Source organism: Streptomyces sp. NPDC051018 (assembly GCF_044456085.1).
Classification (GTDB): Bacteria; Actinomycetota; Actinomycetes; order Streptomycetales; family Streptomycetaceae; genus Streptomyces.
Genome location: NZ_JBITFN010000001.1, coordinates 911608 through 936751, shown reverse-complemented (window position 1 = coordinate 936751; position 25144 = coordinate 911608). Strand labels below are relative to the sequence as shown.

28 protein-coding genes are annotated in these 25144 nt (G+C 72.1%); 10 read left to right on the top strand and 18 right to left on the bottom strand.

Going from position 1 to position 25144, the window contains the following annotated elements; translation table 11 throughout:
- Window positions 1-103: 103 nt before the first annotated feature.
- Window positions 104-379 carry a GlsB/YeaQ/YmgE family stress response membrane protein gene (locus ACIBCM_RS03835; protein WP_399239761.1) on the bottom strand — a complete coding sequence of 92 codons (276 nt, stop codon included), beginning with the start codon at window positions 377-379 and terminating at the stop codon, window positions 104-106.
- Window positions 380-595: 216 nt separating this feature from the next.
- On the opposite strand from ACIBCM_RS03835, the gene ACIBCM_RS03830 reads away from it, so the two are divergent.
- Window positions 596-1000, top strand: a complete 405-nt coding sequence (locus ACIBCM_RS03830; RefSeq protein WP_399239759.1) for a DUF3099 domain-containing protein — start codon at window positions 596-598, stop codon at window positions 998-1000.
- 179 nt (window positions 1001-1179) lie between these two features.
- Window positions 1180-1416: a hypothetical protein gene (locus ACIBCM_RS03825; RefSeq protein WP_399239757.1), complete on the top strand. Its 237-nt coding sequence runs from the start codon at window positions 1180-1182 to the stop codon at window positions 1414-1416.
- A gap of 143 nt (window positions 1417-1559) precedes the next feature.
- Here the strand turns inward: ACIBCM_RS03825 and moaA are convergent, their stop codons facing one another.
- From moaA to ACIBCM_RS03810, 3 genes are all read right to left on the bottom strand, one after another.
- On the bottom strand, window positions 1560-2549 hold the full coding sequence (gene moaA / locus ACIBCM_RS03820; protein WP_399239755.1) for a GTP 3',8-cyclase MoaA: 990 nt from the start codon (window positions 2547-2549) through the stop codon (window positions 1560-1562).
- Between the two features lie 266 nt (window positions 2550-2815).
- Window positions 2816-4438, bottom strand: coding sequence for a cation acetate symporter (locus ACIBCM_RS03815; RefSeq protein ID WP_399239753.1), 1623 nt, complete (start codon window positions 4436-4438; stop codon window positions 2816-2818).
- On the bottom strand, window positions 4435-4800 hold the full coding sequence (locus ACIBCM_RS03810; RefSeq protein WP_399239751.1) for a DUF485 domain-containing protein: 366 nt from the start codon (window positions 4798-4800) through the stop codon (window positions 4435-4437). The genes ACIBCM_RS03815 and ACIBCM_RS03810 overlap by 4 nt, the downstream gene beginning before the upstream one ends.
- 272 nt (window positions 4801-5072) lie before the next feature.
- On the opposite strand from ACIBCM_RS03810, the gene ACIBCM_RS03805 reads away from it, so the two are divergent.
- Window positions 5073-6608, top strand: a complete 1536-nt coding sequence (locus tag ACIBCM_RS03805; protein WP_399239749.1) for a S8 family serine peptidase — start codon at window positions 5073-5075, stop codon at window positions 6606-6608.
- Window positions 6609-6755: 147 nt separating this feature from the next.
- Here ACIBCM_RS03805 and ACIBCM_RS03800 read toward each other — a convergent pair whose 3' ends face one another.
- The 7 genes from ACIBCM_RS03800 to ACIBCM_RS03770 all read right to left on the bottom strand — a co-directional run bounded on the left by ACIBCM_RS03800 (window position 6756) and on the right by ACIBCM_RS03770 (window position 13901).
- Window positions 6756-7412, bottom strand: a complete 657-nt coding sequence (locus tag ACIBCM_RS03800) for a lysoplasmalogenase (RefSeq protein ID WP_399239747.1) — start codon at window positions 7410-7412, stop codon at window positions 6756-6758.
- Window positions 7409-8350, bottom strand: coding sequence for a sterol desaturase family protein (locus ACIBCM_RS03795; protein ID WP_399239745.1), 942 nt, complete (start codon window positions 8348-8350; stop codon window positions 7409-7411). Before ACIBCM_RS03795 ends, ACIBCM_RS03800 begins: the two co-directional genes overlap by 4 nt.
- 266 nt (window positions 8351-8616) lie before the next feature.
- On the bottom strand, window positions 8617-9276 hold the full coding sequence (locus ACIBCM_RS03790) for a VIT family protein (RefSeq protein ID WP_399239855.1): 660 nt from the start codon (window positions 9274-9276) through the stop codon (window positions 8617-8619).
- A gap of 267 nt (window positions 9277-9543) precedes the next feature.
- Entirely contained in the window at window positions 9544-10809 is a 1266-nt protein-coding gene (locus ACIBCM_RS03785) for an amidohydrolase family protein (RefSeq protein ID WP_399239853.1), read from the bottom strand.
- Between the two features lie 86 nt (window positions 10810-10895).
- The gene (locus ACIBCM_RS03780; RefSeq protein ID WP_399239743.1) at window positions 10896-12173 is read right to left on the bottom strand and encodes an amidohydrolase family protein; all 1278 of its coding nucleotides are present in this window, start codon (window positions 12171-12173) and stop codon (window positions 10896-10898) included.
- A gap of 46 nt (window positions 12174-12219) precedes the next feature.
- Window positions 12220-13104: an SDR family NAD(P)-dependent oxidoreductase gene (locus ACIBCM_RS03775; protein WP_399239741.1), complete on the bottom strand. Its 885-nt coding sequence runs from the start codon at window positions 13102-13104 to the stop codon at window positions 12220-12222.
- Complete coding sequence (locus ACIBCM_RS03770) at window positions 13104-13901, bottom strand: acetoacetate decarboxylase family protein (RefSeq protein WP_399239739.1); 798 nt, start codon at window positions 13899-13901, stop codon at window positions 13104-13106. Before ACIBCM_RS03770 ends, ACIBCM_RS03775 begins: the two co-directional genes overlap by 1 nt.
- 156 nt (window positions 13902-14057) lie before the next feature.
- Here ACIBCM_RS03770 and ACIBCM_RS03765 point away from each other — a divergent pair, with 156 nt between their 5' ends.
- The 6 genes from ACIBCM_RS03765 to ACIBCM_RS03740 all read left to right on the top strand — a co-directional run bounded on the left by ACIBCM_RS03765 (window position 14058) and on the right by ACIBCM_RS03740 (window position 20050).
- The gene (locus ACIBCM_RS03765; RefSeq protein ID WP_399239737.1) at window positions 14058-14675 is read left to right on the top strand and encodes a TetR/AcrR family transcriptional regulator; all 618 of its coding nucleotides are present in this window, start codon (window positions 14058-14060) and stop codon (window positions 14673-14675) included.
- 205 nt (window positions 14676-14880) lie between these two features.
- Window positions 14881-15924, top strand: coding sequence for a DEDDh family exonuclease (locus tag ACIBCM_RS03760; protein ID WP_399239735.1), 1044 nt, complete (start codon window positions 14881-14883; stop codon window positions 15922-15924).
- A 204-nt stretch (window positions 15925-16128) separates the two neighbouring features.
- Window positions 16129-16362: a hypothetical protein gene (locus ACIBCM_RS03755; protein WP_399239851.1), complete on the top strand. Its 234-nt coding sequence runs from the start codon at window positions 16129-16131 to the stop codon at window positions 16360-16362.
- A gap of 223 nt (window positions 16363-16585) precedes the next feature.
- Entirely contained in the window at window positions 16586-17374 is a 789-nt protein-coding gene (locus ACIBCM_RS03750) for an SURF1 family protein (protein ID WP_399239733.1), read from the top strand.
- A gap of 128 nt (window positions 17375-17502) precedes the next feature.
- Window positions 17503-19290: a glycoside hydrolase family 15 protein gene (locus ACIBCM_RS03745; RefSeq protein WP_399239731.1), complete on the top strand. Its 1788-nt coding sequence runs from the start codon at window positions 17503-17505 to the stop codon at window positions 19288-19290.
- 4 nt (window positions 19291-19294) lie between these two features.
- On the top strand, window positions 19295-20050 hold the full coding sequence (locus ACIBCM_RS03740) for an SDR family oxidoreductase (protein WP_399239729.1): 756 nt from the start codon (window positions 19295-19297) through the stop codon (window positions 20048-20050).
- Between the two features lie 188 nt (window positions 20051-20238).
- On the opposite strand, the gene amaP is transcribed toward ACIBCM_RS03740, so the two are convergent.
- The 5 genes from amaP to ACIBCM_RS03715 all read right to left on the bottom strand — a co-directional run bounded on the left by amaP (window position 20239) and on the right by ACIBCM_RS03715 (window position 22654).
- Window positions 20239-20817, bottom strand: a complete 579-nt coding sequence (gene amaP, locus ACIBCM_RS03735) for an alkaline shock response membrane anchor protein AmaP (RefSeq protein ID WP_399239727.1) — start codon at window positions 20815-20817, stop codon at window positions 20239-20241.
- Between the two features lie 7 nt (window positions 20818-20824).
- Window positions 20825-21469, bottom strand: a complete 645-nt coding sequence (locus tag ACIBCM_RS03730) for a DUF6286 domain-containing protein (protein ID WP_399239725.1) — start codon at window positions 21467-21469, stop codon at window positions 20825-20827.
- Window positions 21466-21828 (bottom strand): hypothetical protein, encoded by a 363-nt coding sequence (locus ACIBCM_RS03725; RefSeq protein WP_399239723.1) that lies wholly within the window; start codon window positions 21826-21828, stop codon window positions 21466-21468. Before ACIBCM_RS03725 ends, ACIBCM_RS03730 begins: the two co-directional genes overlap by 4 nt.
- A 6-nt stretch (window positions 21829-21834) precedes the next feature.
- Window positions 21835-22026 (bottom strand): hypothetical protein, encoded by a 192-nt coding sequence (locus tag ACIBCM_RS03720; protein WP_399239849.1) that lies wholly within the window; start codon window positions 22024-22026, stop codon window positions 21835-21837.
- 121 nt (window positions 22027-22147) lie between these two features.
- Window positions 22148-22654, bottom strand: coding sequence for an Asp23/Gls24 family envelope stress response protein (locus tag ACIBCM_RS03715; protein ID WP_399239721.1), 507 nt, complete (start codon window positions 22652-22654; stop codon window positions 22148-22150).
- Between the two features lie 164 nt (window positions 22655-22818).
- Between ACIBCM_RS03715 and ACIBCM_RS03710 the strand changes: the two genes are divergently transcribed.
- Entirely contained in the window at window positions 22819-23541 is a 723-nt protein-coding gene (locus ACIBCM_RS03710; RefSeq protein WP_399239719.1) for a hypothetical protein, read from the top strand.
- Window positions 23542-23594: 53 nt separating this feature from the next.
- Here the strand turns inward: ACIBCM_RS03710 and ACIBCM_RS03705 are convergent, their stop codons facing one another.
- Together ACIBCM_RS03705 and ACIBCM_RS03700 are read right to left on the bottom strand one after the other, a co-directional pair.
- A complete protein-coding gene (locus ACIBCM_RS03705; protein ID WP_399239717.1) occupies window positions 23595-24434 on the bottom strand; it encodes an enoyl-CoA hydratase/isomerase family protein in 840 nt (279 codons plus the stop codon).
- Between the two features lie 167 nt (window positions 24435-24601).
- Entirely contained in the window at window positions 24602-24823 is a 222-nt protein-coding gene (locus ACIBCM_RS03700; protein WP_006123601.1) for a helix-turn-helix domain-containing protein, read from the bottom strand.
- Between the last annotated feature and the right edge of the window lie 321 nt (window positions 24824-25144).

The following is a 25144-nucleotide window of genomic DNA, read 5'->3' as shown; positions in this document are numbered from 1 at the left end:
CCGGCTTCCGGCTTCCGGCTTCCGGCTTCCGGCTTCCGGCTTCCGGCTTCCGGCTTCCGGCTTCCGGCTTCCGGCTTCCGGCTTCCGGCTTCCGGCTTCCGGGTCAGGCTCTCTGTTTGCTGCCCTTCAGCGCCATCCAGGCCCGGTCGCCGAGGAAGACCAGCACGATCGCGAAGACGAGTTGCAGGGCGTGCCGGCCCCAGTCGAATCCGGGGGTCTCCTGGATGCCCATGCCTCCGGCGGCCCAGTTTCCGAGCACCGCACCGCCGATACCGCAGATGGTGGCCAGCCACAGGGGAAGGTGCTGCTTGCCGGGCAGGATCGCTTTTGCGATCAGAGCCAGCACGAATCCCACGATGATCGCCCACAACCAGCCCATGGCTGCCTCCTCGTACGGCTCCTGGTGAGCAGTTACGCCGTCATTCTGAGCCTGTACTCCATACGGCGCATGTCGGGCTGCTCCATACGGGGATCGGCCCAGGCCCCCCACCGCCGTCGGAGGCGGCCCCGGTCTCGTAGGCGGCGCAGGGGCGGCGTACCGTGGAAGCCGGCCGGGACCGGGGAGCGTCCTGCGGAATCCAGGTGGTGGAATGTGATGCGGAAGCACAGTGACGCGGAGGTGTTCCGGATCACGGGGGCCCGGCAGGGGCTCGCCGACGACGTCCGCGCACGGCAGCGGCGCTATATCATCTCGATGTCGGTCCGGACCGTGTCCGTGGTGCTCGCGGCCGTGCTGTGGAATGTGGAACGGCATGTGGCGATCGTGGCGGTGGTGCTCGGGATGATCCTCCCCTATATCGCCGTCGTCATCGCCAACGCGGGCCGGGAGACTCCTCCCTCGCTGCCGTCGACCTTCGTCACGCCGCCGGCCCGGCCGATGCTCGCGCCGATGGCGACGGCTCCGGCGGCGCCCCGTACGCCGGCAACGGAATCCGGGCCGGAAGGCGCGGCCGGCGACGGAGACGGCCCGGGCAGCGATCCCGGACCCCCGAGGGGCTGATCCGGCGCGTCCGCCAGGCTCAAGAAATGCTCAGATCAATCATGAAGTTCCGGTGCACCGCACCCCATTGTGCGTGACATACTGCGTACGCGCTCCGCATCCCCCGTCGGAGCGACGGACCGACGCCGGGCAGCTCCCCCCGTGGCTGCTCGGCGTCGCCTTGTGTGGAGAATGATCCGGTGAGTACCGACCCGGTCAACGACGAGAACCCCATCTGTTCGGCCAAGGGCTGCCGTGCAGCCGCCGCCTGGGTGCTGGCGTGGAACAACCCGAAGCTGCACACACCGGAGCGCCGCAAGACCTGGGTGGCGTGCGACGAGCACCGCGGGCATCTCGCGAACTTCCTCGACATGCGCGGTTTCCTCAAGGATGTCGTGACGCTGGAGGAGTGGGAGGCGCGGGACTCCGCGGACTGACCGGCCCACGCGCCGGGGAACGACCGCCGACCGGACCCGCACGCCCCCCGCCCGACCCGCACGCCCGCCGACCGGACCCGCACGCCCGACGCCGGGGAGCGCCCGTCCATCGCCGGGCGCCTGTCGGGGCGCGTGTCTGCGGCTCAGCCGCCGATCGCCGACATCGGGCGGTCCGGCTGGAGGAAGGCCGGATCGTCCAGCCCCGAGCCCGCTTTCTTGCCCCACATCGCCTGTCGCCAGACACGGGCGATCTCCTCGTCGGGGGCGCCCGAGCGCAGCGCGCCCCGCAGATCGGTCTCCTCCCGGGCGAAGAGGCAGGTGCGCACCTGGCCGTCGGCGGTGAGACGGGTGCGGTCGCAGGCGGCGCAGAAGGGGCGGGTGACCGAGGCGATCACCCCGACCCGATGGGGTCCGCCGTCCACGGTCCAGCGCTCGGCGGGCGCGGAGCCCCGGTCCCCGGCCTCCTCGGGGGTGAGCGCGAAGCGCGTACGCAGCGAGGCGAGGATGTCGCCCGCGGTGATCATGCCCTCGCGCTTCCAGCCGTGCTGGGCGTCCAGGGGCATCTGCTCGATGAAGCGCAGCTCGTACTCGTGGTCGACGGCCCAGGCGAGCAGTTCGGGGGCCTCGTCCTCGTTCAGCCCCGGCATCAGGACGGTGTTGACCTTGACGGGGGTGAGCCCGGCGTCCCGGGCGGCTTCCAGGCCGGCGAGGACGTCGTGGTGACGGTTTCTGCGGGTCAGTGCCGTGAAGACCTCGGGCCTGAGGGTGTCGAGGGAGACATTGACCCGGTCGAGACCGGCGGCCTTCAGCGCGGTGGCGGTACGCCCCAGACCGATGCCGTTGGTCGTCAGTGACATCCGGGGCCGGGGCTCCAGGGCGGCGCAGCGCTCCACGATGCCCACGAGACCGGGCCGCAGCAGCGGCTCCCCGCCGGTGAAGCGGACCTCCGTGATGCCCAGCCGGGTGACGGCGATCGATATCAGCCGGACGATCTCGTCGTCGTCGAGGAGATCGGGCTTGGCGAGCCACTGGAGACCTTCCTCCGGCATACAGTACGTACACCGCAGATTGCATCGGTCCGTCAGTGAAACCCGCAGGTCGGTGGCCACCCGGCCATAGGTGTCGACAAGCACTGCGGCCCCTCCCCGTGAGTCGGACGACAGTCGGTCCCCGACGGGACTCGCGCTGATCTCTCCGTACGAGCCTACGCCAGGCGGGGGACGGCGCCGGGGGCGATACGAACGGGAACGGCGCGGCCGAGTCGCGGGCTCCTGCGACTCGGCCGCGCCGGGAGTCCGGCGGGGCGGTGGGGCGGCGGGGATTGCCGTGCGCCCCGGCGGCGACTCCCCCGGCCCACCTCGGGCCCGCCGGGGGCTCGGGGAACGGGCCGGCCCCCGGGTCAGTGGGCTCCGGTCCCGGTGAGGGACTTGACCTCCAGTTCCGCGTACTTGCCCCGGTCGGGCTCCTCCTTGGTGAGGACCGAACCGAGCCAGCCGAGGAGGAAGCCGAGCGGGATGGAGACGATGCCGGGGTTCTCCAGCGGGAACCAGTAGAAGTCGGCGTTCTTGAACATCGACGTGGGCTTCCCGGAGACGACCGGCGAGAACAGCACCAGCACCACGGAGGAGACCAGCCCGCCGTAGATGGACCAGAGCGCGCCCTGGGTGGTGAACCTCTTCCAGAAGAGGCTGTAGAGGATCGTCGGGAGGTTCGCCGAGGCGGCGACCGCGAAGGCGAGGGCGACCAGGCCCGCCACGTTCAGATCGCGGGCCATCGCGCCGAGCGCGATGGAGACGACCCCGATGGCGACGGTCGCCCAGCGGGCCGCGCGGACCTCCTCCTTCTCGCTGGCCTGTCCCCTGCGGATCACATTGGCGTAGATGTCATGGGCGAAGGACGACGACGACGCCAGGGTGAGGCCCGCGACGACGGCGAGGATCGTCGCGAAGGCGACCGCGGAGATCACGGCCAGCAGGATCGCGCCGCCCGCGGAGTCGGTGCCGCCGATATGGAGGGCGAGCAGGGGCGCCGCAGTGTTGCCCGCCTTGTTGGAGGCGGTGATGTCGGCGGGTCCCACGATCGCCGCCGCGCCGAAGCCGAGGGCGATGGTCATCAGATAGAAGGCGCCGATGATGCCGATGGCCCAGTTGACGGACTTGCGGGCGGCCTTGGCCGTGGGGACCGTGTAGAAGCGGATCAGGATGTGCGGGAGTCCGGCGGTGCCGAGGACGAGCGCGATACCGAGGGAGATGAAGTCCAGCTTGGACGTCCCGGTCGCGCCGTACTTCAGGCCCGGCTCCAGGAACGCCGCTCCCTTGCCGCTCTTCTCGGCGGCGGTGCCGAGGAGGTCGGAGACGTTGAAGTTGAACTTCAGCAGCACCAGGAAGGTGATCAGCAGCGTTCCGGCGATGAGCAGGACGGCCTTGACCATCTGGACCCAGGTGGTGCCCTTCATCCCGCCGATGGTGACGTACAGGATCATCAGAACGCCGACCAGTCCCACGATCAGGACCTTGCCGCCGTCGCTGGTGATGCCGAGCAGCAGGGAGACCAGCACGCCCGCTCCGGCCATCTGGGCGAGCAGATAGAAGATGGAGACCACGATGGTCGAGGTCCCGGCCGCGGTACGGACGGGGCGCTGGCGCATCCGGTAGGCGAGGACGTCGCCCATGGTGAAGCGGCCCGAGTTGCGCAGCGGCTCCGCGACCAGCAGCAGGGCGACGAGCCAGGCCACCAGGAAGCCGATGGAGTAGAGGAAGCCGTCGTATCCGAAGAGGGCGATCGCCCCGGCGATGCCGAGGAACGAGGCGGCGGACATGTAGTCGCCGGAGATCGCCAGCCCGTTCTGGAAGCCGGTGAACTGGCGCCCGCCCGCGTAGAAGTCGGCGGCGCTCTTGGTCTGGCGGCCTGCCCAGACGGTGATGAACAGGGTCGCCACCACGAAGGCGGCGAAGAGGGTGATGATGAGCGGCCGGTGCTCGGTGGTGGCGCTTTCGGCCGCGAGGTGGAGGGTGCCGCTCATGCGCCGGCCTCCATCCGGGACTTGATGGCCTCGGCCTTGGGGTCGAGCTTTCCGGCCGCGTGGCGGGAGTAGGACCAGGCGATGAGGAACGTGGTGGCGAACTGGGCGAGCCCGAGGACCAGGGCGACATTGATGTTGCCGAAGAGCTTGGTGCCCATGAAGCCGCCCGCGTAGTTCGACAGCAGGACGTAGAGCAGGTACCAGGCGATGAAGGCGATCGTCAGGGGGAAGGCGAAGGAGCGGTAGGTGCGGCGCAGTTCGCCGAATTCCGCGCTCTCCTGCACCTCGATGAACTGCTCGGTGGTGGGCTGAGCGGGGCCGGCGGCCAGAGTCTTCTCGGGCGGGGGTGCGTCGGTAGCCACGGAATCTCCTCGTGACGCGGGTGCGGTGGGGATGGACAAGGCGGACCTTCGTTCCACGGGGTCGGGGGCGGTTTGATGTTGCTCCACCCCCTGACAACGGCACGTGGAGCACGCCGGACCGGTTCAACATCAGCCGTTTTTCTTCGCGCTTTCCCGTCGCTTCGTTCGAACGGATTGATGACGACCGGAGGTCGGCGATAGCTTCGCTCGTCATGTACCCGCCCAAACGCACCGGGTGTCTGGGCGGCCGGTACCGATGATGTGGAGAACCCATGGCTCATCCGGGAACCAGACGGCGACGCGCGATCGCGCTCCCCGCGGGTCTGGCGCTCACGGCCTCGCTCGGCCTCCTCCCCGCGGGAGCCGCCTCGGCCAGCACGGCGGCAAGGGACACTCCCGCCGCGGTGGTGACCGACGGCCCGAAGCTGTCGTACGTGGTGAATGTGGAGGGCGGCCGGCGCACGGCCGACGCGGTACGCCGGGCGATAACCGCCGCGGGCGGTTCGGTGGTGGTGTCCTATGACCGGATCGGCGTCATCGTCGTCCACTCGCAGAACCCGGACTTCGCCCGGACCATCCGCGCGGTGGAGGGCGTCGAGTCGGCCGGTGCCACCCGCACCGCGCCGCTGGCGGCCGCGACCGACACCTCGACCGGGTCCGAGCGTCCGCTGACCGCCCGGGAGGCGCAGGCGGCGACGGCGGCGGCCGGACCGGACCAGGACCCGCTCGAACCGCTCCAGTGGAGTCTGTCCGCGATCAAGGCCGACCGGGCCCATGAGCGTACGCTCGGCAGCAGGGACGTCACCGTCGCGGTCATCGACACGGGAGTCGACGACACCCACCCCGATCTCGCGCCCAACTTCGACGAGCGCGCCTCGGTGAACTGCGTCAGCGGCAAGCCCGACACCACGCCCGGCTCCTGGCGCCCCGGCCCGGACGAGAGCGACCACGGCACCCATGTGGCGGGCACAATCGCCGCCGCCAGGAACGGTACCGGTGTCACCGGTGTCGCCCCGGGCGTACAGGTCTCCGGCATCAAGGTCTCGACGACGGAGGGGCTCTTCTACACCGAGGCGGTCGTCTGCGGCTTCGTCTGGGCCGCCGAGCGGGGGGTCGAGGTCACCAACAACAGCTACTACGTGGACCCCTGGCTGTTCAACTGCAAGAACGACCCCGACCAGGCGGCCCTGGTCGAGGCCGTCACCCGCGCCACCCGGTACGCGGAGCGCCGGGGCGCGGTCAATGTCGCCGCGGCCGGCAACTCGCGGATGGATCTGGCGGCGGACCGGCTGGCGGACACGACGAGCCCGAACGACACCACCCCCGTCGACCGGATCGTGGACCCGTCCGAGTGCCTGGACATCCCGACGCAGCTGCCGGGGGTCGTGACCACGTCCTCGCTCGGCGCGAAGGGTCTGAAGTCGTCGTTCTCGAACTACGGAGACGGCGTGGTCGACATCTCGGCCCCCGGCGGCGACTCCACCCGCTACCAGGCGCCGGGCGCCCCGGCGACGGACGGGCGCATCCTGTCGACGCTGCCGAACGGACGCTACGGCTACAAGGCCGGTACGTCGATGGCCTCGCCGCATGTGGCGGGCGTGGTCGCGCTCATCAAGTCCAAGCACCCCTACGCCCCGCCGGCGGCCGTGAAGGCGCTGCTGTACCGGGGGGCCGACGACACCGCGTGCACCGACCCGTACGACTTCAACAACGACGGTGTCGTGGACGCGGTGTGTGAGGGCGACAAGCGGAAGAACGCCTTCTATGGCGAGGGCGTCGCGGACGCGCTGGACGCGGTACGCCGCTGACACCGATCCGCCCGGGTCCTTCGCGGGCAGCCGTACCCGACCTGTGGAAGCCGTACCGGACCCGTGCGGTCCGTACGGGCCGGGTACGGACCGAGCGGCACGGCGGCCATCGGGGCCGGACACCTCGTGTGTCCGGCCCCGGTGCCGTCAGGGGCGTTCCGCCCGGGTGGCCGGGAGCACCCCGAGGGCCAGCAGCAGCTGTCCGCTGCTGTAGACGAGCATGATCCAGAAGTCGGGTACGGGCGGCTGCGGCCACTCTGCGACCCCGGTGGCGATGATCATGTCCGAGATCAGGAACAGCGCGCCGCCCAGCCCCGCGAGGGGCCCGAGCGCGCTCGCCCGCCAGGCCATCGCGGTCAGCACCAGCGCGTATCCGGCGACGGGCACCCGCAGATCGGCGGGCAGATCCGGCCACAGAAACGCGACGGCGGCGACGAGCGCCACCCCGTAGACGGGCCCGGCCCACCTCGGCGCGGGCGCCCGGCCGAAGAGGACCAGCCAGCAGAGGTGGCCCACGGCGAAGGAGCCCATCCCCACCAGGAAGGCCCAGTCCGCGCCGGACAGCAGGAAGACGTCCCCGCCCCAGCCGAAGAGCAGTGCGGCGACCAGCAGCCGGGGGCCGCCGCGTACGGCTGCGAAGGCTGCCAGAAACGGCATCAGCAGCGGCTTGGCGATCCGGTGGCCCGTCTCCGCTCCGGCGAGGAGCGAGCCGAGGTCGACGAGGACGGCGAGGGCGAAGGCGGTGAGCAGCGCCCGTCCGACGGTGTCGGCGGTGTCCGCCGTACGGATCCGGGGCGCGCTCACGCGGTACGCCCGGTGGCCGCCGGGGCCCCGGCGGAGGGGGCGCCCGGGTATCCGGAGCGCCCGGACGGCGGGCTCCCCGGCGGCGGGCTCCCGTCCCCGGCGCCTCCGGCGGCCGGCTGCCGGCCCGGGGCTCCCCACACCCGGCCGGCCCGTTCGCGCCAGCCGGCCGCCGCGCGGACGTCGCGGGCGATGGCGGCGTACTCATGGGTGGCGACCCGCAGCGGGTTGTAGGTGTCGATGTTCTTGGTGAGCCCGAAGACGGGCCGCTCGGTCTCGGGCGCGAAGGACCCGAAGAGCCGGTCCCAGACGATCAGGACGCCGCCGAAGTTGCGGTCCAGGTAGTCGCCCTGGGAGGCGTGGTGGACCCGGTGGTGGGAGGGCGTGTTCAGTACGTACTCCAGGGGCCGCGGCAGCTTTCCGATCCGCTCGGTGTGGATCCAGAACTGATAGACGAGATTGACGGACTGGCAGAAGGCGAGCGCCGCCGGATGCACTCCGCACACGATCAGCGGGAGATAGAACGGCCATACGGTCCAGGTGGTCCAGGGCTGGCGCAGGGCGGTGGTGAGGTTGAACTTCCGGCTGGAGTGATGGACCACATGACAGGCCCACAGAATCCGTACGACATGGTGGCCCCGGTGGGACCAGTAGTAGAGGAAGTCCTGGGCGAGCAGCATCAGGGGCAGGGTCCACCACAGGACGGGGATCCGGGCCGGGGTGAGTTCGTACACCGCCGTGTAGACGGCCAGGATCGGAATCTTCCACAGGAAGTCGAAGCCGAGGCTGCCGAGTCCCATGCCGACGCTGGTGGCCGCGTCCCGGGTCTCGTAACCGGCCGCGTCCTCGTCGGGGCGGAACCGGCAGGCGGCCGTCTCCACAACGGTGAGCAGCACAAAGGCAGGTATTGACCAGAGCACGACATCGGGAAGATTCGGCATGTCTGCACCGTAGAGGCCGTGGCGGGGCGGGGCCAGACGTTGTTACCGACAAGTATGCGAGATGGATCGTCAACGGCTCTTGGAGGCTTCCACCAACCGGCGGGTGTCCGGCTGCCCGCCGTCCCGGGCCGGTGCGGGGCCCGGACCGCGGTGGGTGTCCGCCCTCGGACCAGGGGTACCGGAATCATCCCGCCCGGCTCGCCGGGCGCTCGCCGGAAGGTGCGGCCGTCACTCCGTGACCGGGGTGCTTCCCGCGAGTACCGCCGTCATCCCGTGACCGCGCCCAGCAGGGAGCCCGCGCCGTAGGTCACCGCCATCGCCAGCGCTCCCCCGCCCACGTTCCGCGCGACCGCCGGGCCGACCCGCGCCTCACCCAGCCGGGCGCTCCACCAGCCCGTGAGCGCGAGGGCCGCCAGCACCGAGCCGATCGTGACGGCCAGCCGCAGGGACGCGGGCGGCAGGACCATCGCCAGCAGCGGGAGAAGCGCCCCGGCGGTGAACGCGAGGAAGCTGGCACCCGCCGCGTGCCAGGGATTGGCCAGGGCGTCCGGGTCGATCCCGAGCTCCACGCGCGCGTGCGCGCGCAGGGCGTCGCGTTCGGTGAGCTGGGCGGCGGCCTCGCGGGCGACCTCCCGGGTGAGACCGCGGTCCGTCAGCAGACCGGTCAGCTCGTCGAGTTCGGCCTCCGGCTCGTCGCGGAGTTCGCGTTTCTCCACGGCCAGGGCGGCCTTCTCGGAGTCGCGCTGGGTGGACACGGAGACGTACTCCCCCGCGGCCATGGACATCGATCCGGCGAGAAGCCCGGTCAGGCCCGCGGTCAGCAGGGCCGTACGGTTCCCGGTGGCTCCGGCGACGCCGACGACGAGCCCCGCGGTGGAGACGATGCCGTCGTTCGCGCCGAGCACGGCGGCACGCAGCCAGTTCAGCCGCGTACCGAGTCCCGTGCCGTGCGGCTCGTGGTGGCGCCCCGCCGGGAGGGGTCCCCCGGGATCGCGGGAGGGCCCGGGATCCCGGGAGGCGGCGGCTCCGGGACCGCCGGAGTGCCCGCTCCCGGGACCGGCTTCCCCGGACGCGCCGGGACCGCCGGATCCGCCCGGGCCCGCGCCCCCGGACTCCCCGGCGGGCCGGCCCGCCGGCCCGGGTCGGCCCGTTGGTTCCTCATGCGTCATCCCGGGAGGGTCCCACCCCGGCCGTCACCAGACGCGCACCGACCCGCCCGGGGCGAAGGCGGGGCTCGTCGCCCCGGGCGGGACGTCGGTCAGCGGCTCCGCGATCTCCGCGACCGTCGGACCGTGCACGGCCGCGATCGGGTCGAGGAGAGCGGGGTCGAAGCCGTAGACACGAGCCGCGTTCCCTCCGGCCATCGCGGCGGTCTCGGCGCGCGTCAGGCCCGCGTAGGCGATGCGGAGACCTTCGCGGGAGTAGGGGGTGGTGCCCTCGTCGTGCGGGTAGTCGCTGCCCCACATGATCTTGTCGATGCCGATCCGGTCCCGCAGCGGCACCTCGTGGGGGCGCATAAAGCTCGCGCCGACGAAGCAGTTGTCGCGCCAGACCTCGCTCGGGCCCCGGCCCATCGACTCCGCGAGGCCCGCGCCGAACCGGGACTCGGCCGTGGTCGCCCGCGTCGCCGCCGCCACCAGCCGCCCGTGGTAGTAGTCCAGCATCTCCAGCACCCCCGGTATCCACCCGGAGCCCTGCTCGGTCAGCACCAGCCGCAGTCCGGGATGGCGGCGGAAGGCCCCGCCGAAGACCAGGTGCCACAGCGCCCGGTGCGAGAACCAGGTCGTCTCGACCATGAACACGGCCCGTGCGGCGGGCTCCTCGCCGAGTGGCGGGGAGGCCGAGCCGCCGTGGTGGTTCACGGGTACGTCCAGTTCGGCGCAGACGGCCCACAGAGGGTCGTACACCTGCGAGTACAGCTCGGGCAGCCCCGATCCCGGCGGCGTACCGGGCAGCAGGATCCCGCCGGTGAGCCCCGCCTCCTTCGTGCGCCGGACCTCCCGCACGGCCTCGTCGACGTCGTTGAGCAGGATCTGCGCCACGCCCGCGCGGCGGCCCGGGGCGAGTGCGCAGAAGTCGGCGAGCCATCTGTTGTGGGCGCGCAGTCCGGCCCAGCGCCGGTCGTACTCCTGCCGGGACGGCGCGGGGGCCATCAGGGAGGCGCTGGGGAAGAACGGCGGGATGGTGTTGGGGTAGACGACCTCCGCGACGATGCCGTCGGCCTCCAGTTCGGCGAGGCGCCGGTCGGAGTTCCAGTTGCGGTCGGCGGTGTCGGCGAGGAGGTCCTCGTAGGGATTGACGTATCCGGCGGCCCAGGCGTCGAAGTCGTCGTGGTACCGCTTCTCCAGATACGGCCTGTAGTCGAGGAGGTCGGCTCCCGCGTGGCAGTCGGCGGAGATGACGGTGTAGCGCTCGCTCCCACCGGATCCGCCGCCCGCACCGGCCCCCTCGCCGCTCACCGGACCGCTCGTCACCGCCTCGCCGTTCACCGGACCGCTCGTCACCGCGTCGGCGTTCACCCCGTCGCCCTTCACCGGACCGCCGTTCACGGGTTCATCCCCAGCACCGGGAAGTCGCCGCCGGTGAGCCAGTGGCGGCCCGTCTCCCGCGACCTCGCCCAGGACGCCTCCACGGCGCTCTGGTCCCCGGGCTGGCCCAGATCGGCCGGGGTCGGTCCGATCCTGCGGGCGAGGGGGGCGAGCTTGTCGGTGTCGAAGCCGAAGACCTCCGCGGCGGCCAGACCCAGGATCCGGCGGGTCTCGTCGACCGGAATGTCGTGGAAGGTGTTCCGCAGCCACTGCCGGGTGTTGGGCCAGGTGCCCTCGGGGTGCGGGAAGTCGCTGCCCCACAGGATGTTGTCGACACCGATCTCGTACCGCTGGGCCAGCTCACGCCGTTTGGTGTTGGTGGCGCAGATGAAGACCTGGCGGTCGAGGTACTCGCTCGGCGCGCGCTTCAGCTCGGCGAACGGGGACAGCTTCTTCCCGCCGTGCGCCCCGAGATAGAGCCGGTCCATGAACCACAGCAGATTGGGCAGCCACCAGCAGCCGGACTCGGCGACGCCGAACCGCAGCCCCGGATGGCGCTCGAACACCCCGGACCAGAGCAGGAACCAGAGCGGACGGGCCGGCCACCAGGTGACCTCGGAGACATAGATGCCCAGGTGGTCGCCGTACTCATGGCGGGGCGCCGCCCCGGAGTGGGTGACGACGGGCATCCCGGTCTCGGCGGCCGCCGCCCACACCGGGTCGTACCGCCGGTCGTGGTACGGGGCCCGGTCCACCCACATGGAGGGGATCATCAGCGCCCCGAGACCGGACTCCCTGGCCCGGTGGATCTCGGCGACGACCGCGTCCACCTCACCCGTGACGGGCAGCAGCGCGACTCCGCAGTGCCGCTCGGGATTGCGGGACACGAACTCGGCGAGCCAGCGGTTGTGCGCCTGCGCGCCCGCCATGCCGAGGAGGGGGTCCTGGTCCCCGGAGAGCCCGAGTCCGACGCCGAAGGGCGCGGCTGTCTGGCTGTCGACGGCGTCCGCGTCCGGGAAGACGACCTCGGCGGCGACCCCGTCCCCGTCGAGTTCCTTGAGCCGCTGGGCGGTGTCCCAGCCGCCCCTGAGCCCTTCCTCGTTCTCGTTGAACCATTTGTCGGCGAACGCCTCGTTCCGTACGCCGAGCCGCGTCATCTCCTCGCGGCGGGCCTCGCGCCCGGCGAGGAAGTCGTCGAAGTCACGGTGGAAACGGGAGTCCAGATAGGGCCGGTACCGCTCGGTGGGCAGTCCGGCGTGGCAGTCGGAGGAGATGATCAGGTACGGGTCTGTCATCGCTGGCCCCTCATTCGTCGAAGCACTCAGTCATTCGTCGAAGCCCTCAGTCGAGGATGAAACTCTCCAGGTAGGACGGGTCGGCGCGGTCCAGCATCGATGCCGACCGCGCCCTGATCTGCCGGTCGCTGTGCTCGCTCGCAGGGAGCATCCAGAACCGATCGGCCGTGATGCCCCGGACGACGAACTCCGCGACCTCCTCGACCGGGGTGAACGTCACCTCGTGCCCGGCCTCCTTCATCGCCGCCTCCCACTGCCCGAGGCTTCGGTAGGGGGTCCGGCGCGGGCGCTGCTTGGCGTACCGCTCGGGGCGGTTGCGGTGCGACTCCCACAGTCCGGTGCGCAGCATGTGCGGTCCGGGGAAGAGGACCGAGGCGCCGACGGCGGCCCGCTCGGCCCTCAGATGCGCGTACAGCGACTCGGTCATGGTCACGACGGCCGCTTTGGTGACGGCGTACACGGACGCGGTGGGCAGCGGGGCGATGCCGCCGTCGCCGGAGGAGGTGTTGACGACATGGCCCGGCTCGCCGCCCGCGAGCATGCGCGGGACGAACGCCTGGATGCCGTGGAAGACGCCCCAGACGTTGACGGCGAAGGCCCACTTCCAGTCGTTGGGATCGTGCTCCCACATCCGGCCCTCGGCTCCCGAGCCGACACCCGCGTTGTTGCACAGCACATGGACCGCGCCGAAGGTGTCGTACGCCACGTCCGCCAGCGCGAGGACGGAGTCGCGGTCGCCGACGTCGACCGTTCGGGCGAGCACCCGCGCGCCGTCGTCGGCGAGTTCGCCGGCGGCCCGCTCCAGCGCCTCCTCCTCGACATCCGCGAGGACGACCTTCAGCCCCTCCGCCGCGAACCGGCGGGCCATCGCGAGCCCGATCCCGCTCGCCGCGCCGGTGACGACGGCGACCTGTCCCTCGGTGAGCCGCATCAGACGCTCCCCTCGGGCGGGCCGTCCAGGATCTGCTGCGGGTCGTCGTAGCGCTGGTGGATGTACGGGAGGAGGTCCTCGGCGCTCACCCGGCCGGCGACCCGGCCCTTCTGGTCGGTGGTCTTCTCCCCGACGGTCAGCTCGACGAGGCGCCGTACGGGGAGGTCGGCGACGGGGTCGTACGGCGAGTCGCGCAGCAGTACCTCACCCGTGAGCCGCTCCAGCCGGCGGACCTTCTCATTGCGTACGCAGTGCACGAGGACCGGGTCGGAGTCGAAGCCCCGGCCGTCGACCCCGGGCAGGAACTTGAAGTAGAAGTCGAGCTTCTCGACGGGCTCCGGCGGTGGAAGGGGTCCGTCCACCGTGCCGCGAACCTCGACGAAGGCGATGCCGTGCCGGGCGAGCACGGCCGTGACGGCCGCTCCGTCCCGTTCGACGGTGACCTCGCCGAGCTTCTTCGGCTCACCGAAGACCTCACGTCCGCCGATCAGCGCGCGCTCATGGGTCATCGGCATGACGAGCGGATACCAGCCCTCGCGGCCGTCGTGCACCGCCGCGACGGCGACGGAGCCCGCGCCGAGGGGGTAGCCGGGCAGCTCGACCCTGCTGATGTTCGCCCGTACGAGGGGGCGCCCGGCGGGTTCGAGCGGGGGCGGGAGCACGGCGGCGACCGCGTCCGGGTCGCTCTCCCACACCGCCACCACCCCGGTCGACCAGATGTCCGGGAGTCTGGATCCGGCTTCGCGGGCCGCGGTGATCTCCGCCGCGGAACGCGCGCCGTACCGTACGCGTGTCATTCGTACCGCCCTTCGTCCATGGAACTCTCCCAACCGGATCTGTCGATCCGTCAGATCCACATCTGTAACACTGTTACACGGGGTTGGATGAGGGGTAAAGAGCCGTGCGCACGCCGGAATCAGGAATCAGGAATACGGGGAAGGGAATCGACGGGCATGACACGTACCGCGCTGACCCGCGACGAGGTCCTCGACGCCGCAGCCGCCCTCGTACGGGAGCACGGGCCGGCGGCCCTCACCATGCGGAAACTGGCCGCCGAGCTGGGTACGGCCGTCACCTCGATCTACTGGCACGTGGGCAATCGCGAGTCCCTGCTGGACGCCCTCGTCGAGCGGACGGTGGAGGAGATGGGCGCGATCCGGCCCACCGGGCGCACGCCCGAGCAGCGCGTCGTCTCCGTCGCGCGCCGGCTCCACCGGGAGCTGCGCGCCCGCCCCCAACTGATCGCGATGGTGCACGAACGCGGACTCACGGAGCGCATGTTCCTCCCGGCCCAGCAGGCGCTCGTCCATGAGGTGCACGCCGCGGGACTGCGCGGGGCGCGCGCGGCGGAGGCGGTGCGCGCGGTCCAGTTCCAGGTGATCGGCTTCGTCCTCGTCGAACGCAACCGCGAGCGGTCCCCGGTCCAGTCGCCGGGAGAGCACGAGCTGTGGGACTCGGTGACCTCGGAGCACGATCCGGCGCTCGCGCGGGCGCTCGCCCGGCCCGCGGACACGGAGAAGCTGTTCATCGCGTCCGTACGGGCACTGGTGAGCGGGCTGCTGACGCCCTGAGAACCGGGGGCGCGGGAGGACGGGGTGCGGGTCCGGGCGTGGGGGGTGGAGGCGCCGGGGCGCGCCCCGGAAGCCGGCGGATCCCGGAGTGCGCGCCCGGGCCGGCGGATCCGGGGGCCCGGCCGCCCGGAGGTGAGGGTGCGTAAGGGACGTACCGTACACGTGGATCGGGCAATGTCAGTCCGGGCCCGTATTCTCTGTGACCATGCTCGACGACAGCACGACAGCAGCGGCGGCGTGGCCGACTGCATACCCCCAGGGGTATGCAGTCGTCGACGTGGAGACCACCGGGCTCGCCCGGGACGACCGGATAGTCTCCGCTGCCGTGTACCGCCTCGACGCCCAGGGCGCCGTCGAGGACCACTGGTACACCCTGGTCAATCCGGAGCGCGATCCGGGCCCGGTGTGGATCCACGGGCTGACCACCGATGTGCTCGCCGGGGCTCCCCTGTTCGGCGAGATCGCGGACGCGTTCTCCGAGCGGCTCGACGGCCGGGTGCTCGTCGCCCACAACGCCCTCTTCGACTGGTCCATGATCGCCAGGGAGTACGCACGGGCGGACCGCACGGCCCCCACCCGGCAGCGGCTGTGCACCATCGCCCTGGCCAAGGAGCTGGGCCTGCCGCTGCCCAATCACAAACTGGAGTCGCTGGCCGCGTACTTCGGGGTCACCCAGCGCCGCGCCCACCACGCGCTGGACGACGCACGGGTGCTCGCGGAGGCGTTCCGCCCGAGTCTGCACACGGCGGCCCGCGACGGGGTGCGGCTGCCGCTGCTGGAGTGCCGGCCGCTCACCGAGTGGTCGGACTCCCCCGCCGCCCCGCGGGTCGGCCGGCAGGCGTCGTACGACCGCTCCGGCGGCCGTGCTCCGTACGGATCGTACGGCGGCTGGCGGCCCTCGCGCCGGCGGCCCGCCTGCCCGTATCCCAACCCGGGACGATATGAAACGGGCAAGCCGCTCAAGCAGGGCATGAGGGTGGCGTTCTCGGGTGACACCTCCGTCGACCGTGAACTGCTGGAGGACCGGGCCGTCGAGGCCGGTCTGCACATCGCGACCAGTGTCTCCCGGCTGACCAGCCTGCTGGTGACCAACGACCCAGCGTCCGCCACCTCCAAGGCTGTCAAGGCGAAGGCGTACGGCACCCCGGTCGTCGACGAGGCCGCCTTCACCCAGCTGCTGCGGGACGTGGCCCCGGCGGACGGGGACGGCCGGAGCGTACGGACCGGGCGGAGCGAGGGGGACGGCTGACACCGGCTGCCCCCGGGCGGGACAGCGTCGGGAGGCCGCCGGGCGGCCCGGCCCCGGAGGCGCCCCTCCCGCCGATCGCCTGACGGCCTCCCTGTCGTCGGCGGGGCCCGACGGCCCGCCCACCGGTCCTCATGAACGGGTGAATCCGCGCAGATGGGTGACGGACGGCGTGCCGCCCCGCCGATCGGCGCCCTCGCGTGGCGCATGGCACGTTGTGAGGTCCCCGGAAACGACTACGGGATGTCCTTCGAGGTGCACGCGCAGGGCACCGTGCATGTCTTCGACTGCTTCTCCTGCGCCATCCACCGTATGGCGCCCATCGGTGAGCACTGCCAGGCCCGGATCATCGGCCAGGGGGCCGAGTACGAGGGCCACTGGTACTGCGGGGCGCACCGCGCCCGCGCGGAGGGCCGGGTGGGCATCGCCGACAAGGTCTGAGCCGGGGCCGCCCGGCCCGCGTCCCAGGGTTCCGGCCCGGTGGATCGCGGGCCGTTCCCCCGGCTCGGGACCGGCGCACACCCCCGTCCCAGGCGCCCCGGAGAACCCCGGGATCCCCCGCTGCCGGTGCCCTGGCCGGAAAGGCGGGCCCGTGAACGATTCCGGTCACGGCACCGGGGACCCACCGGCGGCGCCCCGGACACCGGAAGGTACGGTCGAAGCCGTGTACCGCTTCCTGTTGTCCCGGCAGTGGGTGATCCTCACCCTCATCGCGCTCGCCCTCGTCCCCACGATGATCGAGCTGGGCTTCTGGCAGTTCCACCGCCATGAGCGCCGGGTCGAGCAGAACGGGCTGATCGCCCGGAACCTGGAGGCGAAGCCGGTCCCGGTGACCGGGCTGACCTCCCCCGGACACACCGTTCCCCGCGCGGACTACTGGCGCACGGTCACCGCCACCGGCACCTACGACCCGGCCGGCGAGGTCGTCGTACGGCGCCGGACCAACGCGGACGAACGCGTCGGCTTCCATGTGCTGACCCCCCTGGTCCTCGCCGACGGCCGGGTGGTGCTGGTCAACCGGGGCTGGGTCGAAGGGGCCACCGACCCCAGGGCCTATCCCCCGGTACCGCCCGCGCCCGGCGGAACGGTGACGGTCACCGGGCGGCTCAAGGCCGACGAGACCACCAGAGGCAGCGGCATCAAGGACCTCGCCGGCCTGCCGCCGCGCCAGGTCATGCTCATCAACAGCGAGCAGCGGGCCGGGGCGCTGGGCAAGCCGGTCCTCGGCGGCTATCTGGAGCTGAGCGACCCGCGGCCCGCCGGCGGGAAGCCCGAGCCGATCCCCGAGCCCGACCACGGTTCCATCGGCGCGCACATGGCGTACGCGATCCAGTGGTGGCTGTTCACGGCGGGGGTGCCCGTCGGCTGGGTGATTCTCGTACGCCGTGAACTGCGCGACCGGCGCGCGGCCGAGGCCCGGAACACCCCCGGACCCGTGCCCGCGAACGTCTGACACTCCCGGTCGCACGGGGCACACTCCCGGCGTACCGGGCGGAAACCACCTCAGGAGCACCGGGCGCCCCAGGGGATCCGGCACTCGTGCCTGCTTAGTCCGCGCGCAAGACGGGAACACGCCAAAGCGTGACCCTACGCATCGAGGACTACGCGCTCATCGGCGATCTGCAGACGGCGGCGCTGGTCGGCATGGACGGTTCCATCGACTGGCTCTGTCTGCCGCGCTTCGACTCGGCGGCGTGCTTCGCCGCGATCCTCGGCGACAAGGAGAACGGGCACTGGCGGATGGCGCCCAAGGGCGCGGGCCGCTGCACCCGGCGCGGTTATGCCGGGGACTCGCTCGTCCTGGAGTCCGTGTGGGAGACCCGCACCGGCACGGTCAAGGTCATCGACTTCATGCCGCAACGCGACGAGACACCCGATGTGATGCGAATCGTGGAGGGGGTCAGCGGCACGGTCGAGATGGAGGCGGTGCTGCGGCTGCGCTTCGACTACGGCTCGATCGTGCCGTGGATGCGGCGGACGGACGGTCACCGGGTGGCGGTCGCCGGGCCGGACTCGGTGTGGCTGCGCAGCGAGCCGCCGGTCAAGACCTGGGGCCAGCAGTTCAGCACCATCTCGTCGTTCAGCGTCGGTGCGGGCGAGAAGGTGGCGTTCGTGCTCAGCTGGCATCCGTCGCACCATCGGCGCCCGTCGCTCATCGATCCGTTCGACGCCCTGGAGAGCAGCCTCCGGGACTGGGAGGACTGGTCCACCCGGTGCCGGACCCAGGGGGTCTACCGGGAGCCCGTGGTCCGCTCCCTCATCACCCTCAAGGCGCTCACCTACGGCCCCACCGGCGGAATCGTCGCCGCGCCCACCACCTCGCTGCCCGAGGAACTCGGCGGCGTACGGAACTGGGACTATCGCTTCTGCTGGCTGCGGGACTCCACCCTCACCCTGGGCGCGCTCCTCAGCGCGGGCTACAAGGAGGAGGCCGCCGCCTGGCGCGACTGGCTGGTGCGGGCGGTGGCGGGCGATCCGGCCGATCTGCAGATCATGTACGGGCTGGCCGGGGAGCGCCGGCTGCCCGAGACGGTGCTGCCCTGGCTGTCGGGATACGCCGGCTCCTCTCCCGTACGCACCGGGAACGCGGCGGTCGAGCAGTTGCAGCTGGACGTCTACGGCGAGGTGATGGACTCCCTCTTCCTGGCCAAGCAGCAGGGCATCCCCGGCCAGCGGCACGCCTGGTACCTCCAGCTGAGCCTGCTCGGCTTCCTGGAGTCGAAGTGGCGCGAACCCGACGAGGGGCTGTGGGAGGTGCGCGGACCCCGCCGTCACTTCGTGCACTCCAAGGTGATGGCGTGGGTGGCCGCCGACCGCGCCGTACGCACCCTGGAGGCGGATCCGTCGCTGCGCGGGGACGCGGCGCGGTGGCGGGCCATGCGGGACGAGGTGCACCGGGAGGTGTGCGAGAAGGGGTACGACCCCGAGCGGAACACCTTCACCCAGTACTACGGATCCGCCGAACTGGACGCGGCGACCCTGCTGATCCCCCGTGTCGGTTTTCTGCCGCCCCACGACCCCCGGGTCGTGGGCACGGTGGACGCGGTACGGGCCGAACTGGGGACGGCGGGCGGGCTGGTGCGGCGCTACAGCACCGAGGGTGCGTCGGTGGACGGGCTGCCCGGCGACGAGGGCGCGTTTGTGGCGTGCTCGTTCTGGCTGGCCGACGCGCTGCGGATGACGGGGCGGGTGAAGGAGGCCCGGGAGCTGTTCGAGCGGCTGCTGACCCTCCGCAACGACGTCGGGCTGCTCGCCGAGGAGTACGACCCGGTGGCCGGAAGACAGCTCGGCAACTTCCCGCAGGCGTTCAGCCATATCGCCCTGGTGACCACCGCCCTCGCGCTGGCCCATGAGGAGAATGCAGGATAGGTCCATGGATCTTGGACTGAAGGACCGCGTCTATGTCGTCACCGGCGGCTCGCGGGGGCTCGGGAACGCGGCGGCGCGGGCGCTGATCGCCGACGGCGCCAAGGTGGTCGTCTCCGGCCGTGACGAGAAGACGGTCGAGGACGCGGCCGCCGAACTCGGCCCGGGCGCGGTCGGTGTCGCCGTCGACAACGCGGACCCCGAGGGCGCGGAGCGTCTGATCGCCGCGGCCCGCGCGCACTTCGGGCGCTTCGACGGGGTGCTGATCAGTGTCGGCGGACCCGCTCCGGGCTTCGCCGCGGACAATACGGACGAGCAGTGGCGGGCGGCCTTCGAGTCCGTCTTCCTCGGGGCGGTCCGCCTGGCCCGTACGGCCGCGGCTGCTCTCGGCGAGGGCGGGGTGATCGGTTTCGTCCTCTCGGGCTCCGTCCATGAGCCCATTCCCGGGCTCACCATCTCCAATGGACTCCGCCCCGGCCTGGCGGGCTTCGCCAAGTCGCTCTCCGGCGAACTCGGCCCGCGGGGGATCCGTGTGGTCGGTCTGCTGCCCTCCCGGATCGACACCGACCGGATCCGTGAGCTGGACGCGCTCTCCGGCGACGCGGACTCCGCCCGCACGGCGAACGAGTCGAACATCCCGCTGCGGAGGTACGGCACACCGGAGGAGTTCGGCCGGGTGGCGGCCTTCCTGCTCTCCCCGGCGGCGTCGTATCTCACGGGCCTGATGGTGCCGGTGGACGGGGGCGTCCGGCACGGGTTCTAGCAGCGCGCCCCCGCCCGGGCGGATCCGGTGGGGCCTGATGGGGAACCGGAGCCCGTAACAGGGTCTCTCTCCGGACAAACAGCCCGGCCCGGGGCCTCGTACGGACTCCGGTGCGGACGGAAGAGCCGGCGCGCCGAGCCGTACGACGGATCCGCCCCGGAGCGGGGACCCATGAGGGCCGGTCGCGGTCAGGTCACCCGGCGGGCACCGTGCTTCGATGCCGTCAGCCGGGCCTCCGCGGGGAGGACCGCCAGACCCGCCGAGTCGCGGGCGTGGGCCAGCGCCTCGTCCGACAGCCGGGAGAGGGTGTGCGCGGGTGAGGCGTACGGCTCCAGTTGCAGCCGGATCCGGACCTCGGGTTCGGCGCGGCGGCCCCTGAGGGTGACCCGGGCCCGGTCGACGCCTTCCAGGGACTCCGCCTCACCCGCGAGGACGCCCTCCAGGGCCCGGCCGCGCACCAGCGCGCCCTCGCCGTCACCGCTGTCGACGAGGACTTCGGTCAGCCGGGCACGGCGGAACTGCGCGAGCAGCAGCCACAGCGCGAGCAGGACGACGATCGCGAGGCCCCCGATGACGGCGGGCCACCACCAGCTCTCGTCGCGGTAGCGCTCGCGGTCGGCGGTGCTCAGCAGGACGTCGTCACGCCCGTCCCAGGGCCACCAGGAGGGCACCGACAGGCCCGCGCCCGCCGCCAGCACCGCGCCCCCGACACACACCAGCACCACTCCGGCCAGGCCGAGCACCACACGGTTGACGCCTCGCAGCATCCGTTCCTCACCTCTTCCTCGCCGGTGGCCGGGTCACCCGCACGGTCAGTGCCGGGCTCCTGGCGAGGCCCAGTTCGGCGATGCCCGAGCCCAGGGCCTCGTCCAGATCGGCACGGACGTCGTCGAGCGCGCGGAAGTGGGACCGGGCCCGTACCGCGATCTTGGACCTCCGGACCCGGACCCGGGCGGACTGCACGCCGGGGACCTCCATCGCCCGGTCGCGCAGCACCAGCGCCGCCGCATCCCGGGCCAGTCCCGCCCGTACGGACGGCTCGTCCCGGCGCATCGGGAGCACCGAGCGCATCCCGGGGGTGGCGGCCGTCACGATCAGACAGATCCCGAGCAGGGCGACGGCGGCGGCGACCACCAGCACCCACGGGTCGCCGGCCCGCCACCGGTCGAGATCCCCGGCGAGGGCGCGCCGCCACTCCATGGCCGGCCGGTCCGCCCGTACCGCCGCGATGTCGTACAGGAGGATGCCCGCGCCGCCGAGGACCACCAGCGCGAGGAGCGCCGCCGGCACCCGGCGTACGGACCAGAAGCGCCCCGCCCTGCGGCCGCCGTCGCCGCGCGCCGGGACCGGTCCGTCCGGGGCTCCCCGGGCGGGCCGGTCCGGGTCGAGCACGGGTGCCGGCGGTTCGGAGCCGGTCATCTGGTCCTCCCCTCGCCCGCGCCGCGCGAGTGGGCCGAGTGCAGTCGTTCGACGAACACCGACACCTCGGGCACGTCCATGCCCGCCAGCGCGCCGACGCGTTCGGTCACCCGGTGGCGCACCGCGCCGCACTGCCGGCCGATGTCGGAGGGGTAGTCGAGTTCGAGACTGATCCGTACCCGGGCGGAATCGTGGTGCACCACGACGGTGGCGTGGGGTGCGCTGCCGCCCGGGGGCACCCGTTCCAGCGCTTCCCGCGCCGCCTGCGCGGCGATCTTCGCCACGACCCGGTCGGCGATGACGGTCGCACCGCGCTCGCCCGCGGCGACGGCGGCGGATCCGCCCTCCTCACCGGCCACGCCGGGTCACCGCCGCCGTTCGCCGCGCTCGCGACCGCGGAAGAAATCCCCGGCTTCGAAGTCGCCCTCCAGGAAGCGGCCCACCACGAAGCCGACCGCGCCGAGTGCGGCGATCAGCAAGAACGCGCCGAAGCCGCCGAAGTACCCGGCGAAGCCGAGCGCCATGCCGGCCAGCAGGCCGACCGCGGACATATTCATCGTGAGCTCCTTCAGCTCCTTCAGCTCCCTCATGGGGCTGGCCTGCCGGTACGGGCCGTGCCACCGGTACGGCCGCTGCTTCCCGGACGGCCGGTGCGGCCCGCGCTGCCGGACCCGAGGTCTACTGGATCCGTGGCTCCGGCTCCTCCTCTTCCTCCTCGGGCAGCTTCACATCGCTGACCGCGATATTGACCTCGACGACTTCGAGTCCGGTCATCCGCTCGACCGCGGCGATCACGTTCTCCCGCACCGCGCGGGCGACATCGGTGATCGGCACGCCGTAGTCGACGACGATCTCCAGGTCGAGGGCCGTCTGCACCTCGCCGACCTCGGCCTTCACTCCACGGGTGACCTGGGACCTGCCGCCTCCCGGCACCCGGTCGCGTACGGCGCCGAAGGTACGGGACAGCCCGCTGCCCATGGCGTGGACGCCGACCACCTCGCGTGCGGCCATTCCGGCGATCTTCTCGACGACGCCGTCTGCGATGGTGGTCCGGCCGCGTGAGCCGGGGTCCCCGCCGCCGCGCCTGCTCGTCGTCGTCCTGCGGGGTTCGGTCCTGGGGTCCTCGGCCGAGCCGGACTCACCACCGGCTTGATCGGTCCGGCCTCTGGGGGCGGTCTCACTCATCGCCTGGTCCTTTCGGGGCTGTACGGCCTTGCGGACAGTGCTTCAGTCCCCTCTCGGGTGCCCTGCTGGATCCGCCGGAATCCGGTGCGTTCCACCGGACACCCCTCAGCCCACATTAAGCGCGGATGCGCCGTCCCGCTCCGAAGTTGCGGCAGGCTGGAGCAATGACCACCGCTGACGAGGTACGCAGACGGCTCGGCCCGGGCAGGCTGCTTCCGCTGGGAGGCCCCGGGGAGGGTGCCTGGCTGACCGAACAGGCCGCCGACGGGGTGCTGCGGCACGCGGCCGACGGCCTTGACGGTGTGGCGCCGGGCAGGCTGCGGCTGGCGCTCGCCGACCCGCAGTCGGCGCCCTCCCCCGCCGTACCGGCACCGCCGAGCGCGCTGCCGCCGGGTGAGCTGCGTATCGACGCCGAGTTCGCGGCCACGGCGCTGCGACCGCTGCCCGCGCTGGCGTCCGCGCTGCGGGACACCCTCTTCACCGCTGCCGCGGACACCCTCGGCCTGGTGGTCACCGAGGTCGATCTGCGCGTGACGGAGCTGCTCGACCCGCTCGCCGGGGTCCCGGGGAGCACGGCCCCCGGCGAGCCCCCGGGCGAACCGGACCGGGCCTGGCCGGTCGCCTCCGGCACGGCCGGGGTTCGGCCCGCCGACCCCGCCGATCCCCTCGCGGTGGCGGCGGCCGGGGCGGCAGGCGTCGCCGGTCTGACGGCCGTCCTGGGTGTACCGGTGCATCGCGCGGCGGACCATGTCCGGGTCGAGGTGGCGGTGGCGCACGGCCACCGTCCCCCGGAGGTGGTACGGGCGGTCCGCGAGGCGGTCTCGGCGGCCCTCGGGGACGGGCGCCCGGTATCGGTCCTGGTCACGGCCGTCGGACCGGGGTCCTGAAGGCACCGGAGAGACGGGCCCCGGGGATGCACCCCGGCGGGTGGTGGCCGGGCTCAGTCGCCGATACCGGCCAGATCCCGCAGCCTGCGCGCCTGCGCGGCGCGCTCGGCGGTGCGCTGCTCCTCGTATGTCCGGCCCGGGGCGCCCTGGAGCAGGGCCTTCGTCTCGATGACCGCGTCGCGGGGGGCCGCGAGCAGTGCGGCGGCCAGGTCCCATGCCGCGGCGTCGAGTTCGTCACCGGGCACGACCAGGTTGGCAAGCCCCGTGCGCTCGGCCTCCTCGGCGTGGACGAAACGGCCCGTGGCGCAGATCTCCAGCGCACGGGCATGGCCGACGAGCGACACCAGCGGATGTGTACCCGTGAGATCGGGGACGAGACCGAGGCTGGTCTCGCGCATGGCGAACTGGACGTCCTCGGCCACGACCCGCAGATCACAGGCGAGAGCGAGCTGGAATCCGGCACCGATCGCATGGCCCTGGACGGCCGCGATCGTGATGATGTCACTTCTGCGCCACCAGGTGAACGCCTCCTGGTACTCGGCGATGACGGCGTCCAGCTCCGCGTCGGAAGCCCGTGCGAGATCGAGGAAGGACGGCTCGCCGTCGAATCCCTCCGGCGCGAACGCCTGCCGGTCGAGTCCGGCGGAGAAGGACTTGCCCTCACCGCGCAGCACCACGACCCTCACCGTGCCCGGCAACGACCGCCCGGCATCCGTCAACGCCCGCCACAGAGCGGGGGACTGGGCGTTGCGCCTGGCCGGGTTGGTCAGTGTCACCGTGGCCACCGCGTCCTCGACGGTGAGCCGTACGCCGTCCTTGTCCAGCACGAGATCACGTACAGGGTCACGGTCCGGTACGGAGTCACTGTGCCGCGCGGGGTCGGACGAAGTCATGGGGCGCCTCCGGTTCGGGTGCAGTCACCGCACACTAGCTAAGCGACTGCACAGTAACCACCCGGCCGACCGTGACAAGCGGCCGGGTGGCCACCGTGAGAACCGGTGGACCGAAGGAGCCGTGACACTCCGGCCCGCGTCGGACGTCCGGCTTCAGACGTCCGGCGTCAGGCCGATGCGGCCTTCTTGCCCCGTGTCGCCCCGCCGCGTCCCCGCAGCGTGACTCCGGACTCGCTGAGCATCCGGTGGACGAATCCGTAGGAACGGCCGGTCTCCTCGGCCAGCGCCCGGATACTCGCACCGGAGTCGTACTTCTTCTTCAGGTCTGCCGCGAGCTTGTCGCGCGCGGCGCCGGTAACCCGGCTGCCCTTCTTCAGAGTCTCGGCCACCCGTGCCTCCTCATGGGAAGTGCGCTCTGGACTTCTCATGATCACCCCTTGTGGGCTTCCTGGCCACCCATTCGGCAAGGTCCATGGGACGACCTTTGCCGTGCACGGAGTGGCCCAGCTGGCCGGAATCCTGGATTCCGAGTGCGCCCGCCGACCCGCCGGACACTGGAACTCCGGAGAGTTGGCAGGTCAGGGGCCCTACGGAGAATCCGGCCGGGAACGGGGCAGAAACGCGAGCGCTGCACCGAGTGCCACGCCGGGGTACGAGACGCTCTCACTCAGATGACGGATCACCCGTGGGCCGAATGATCCATACGGAGT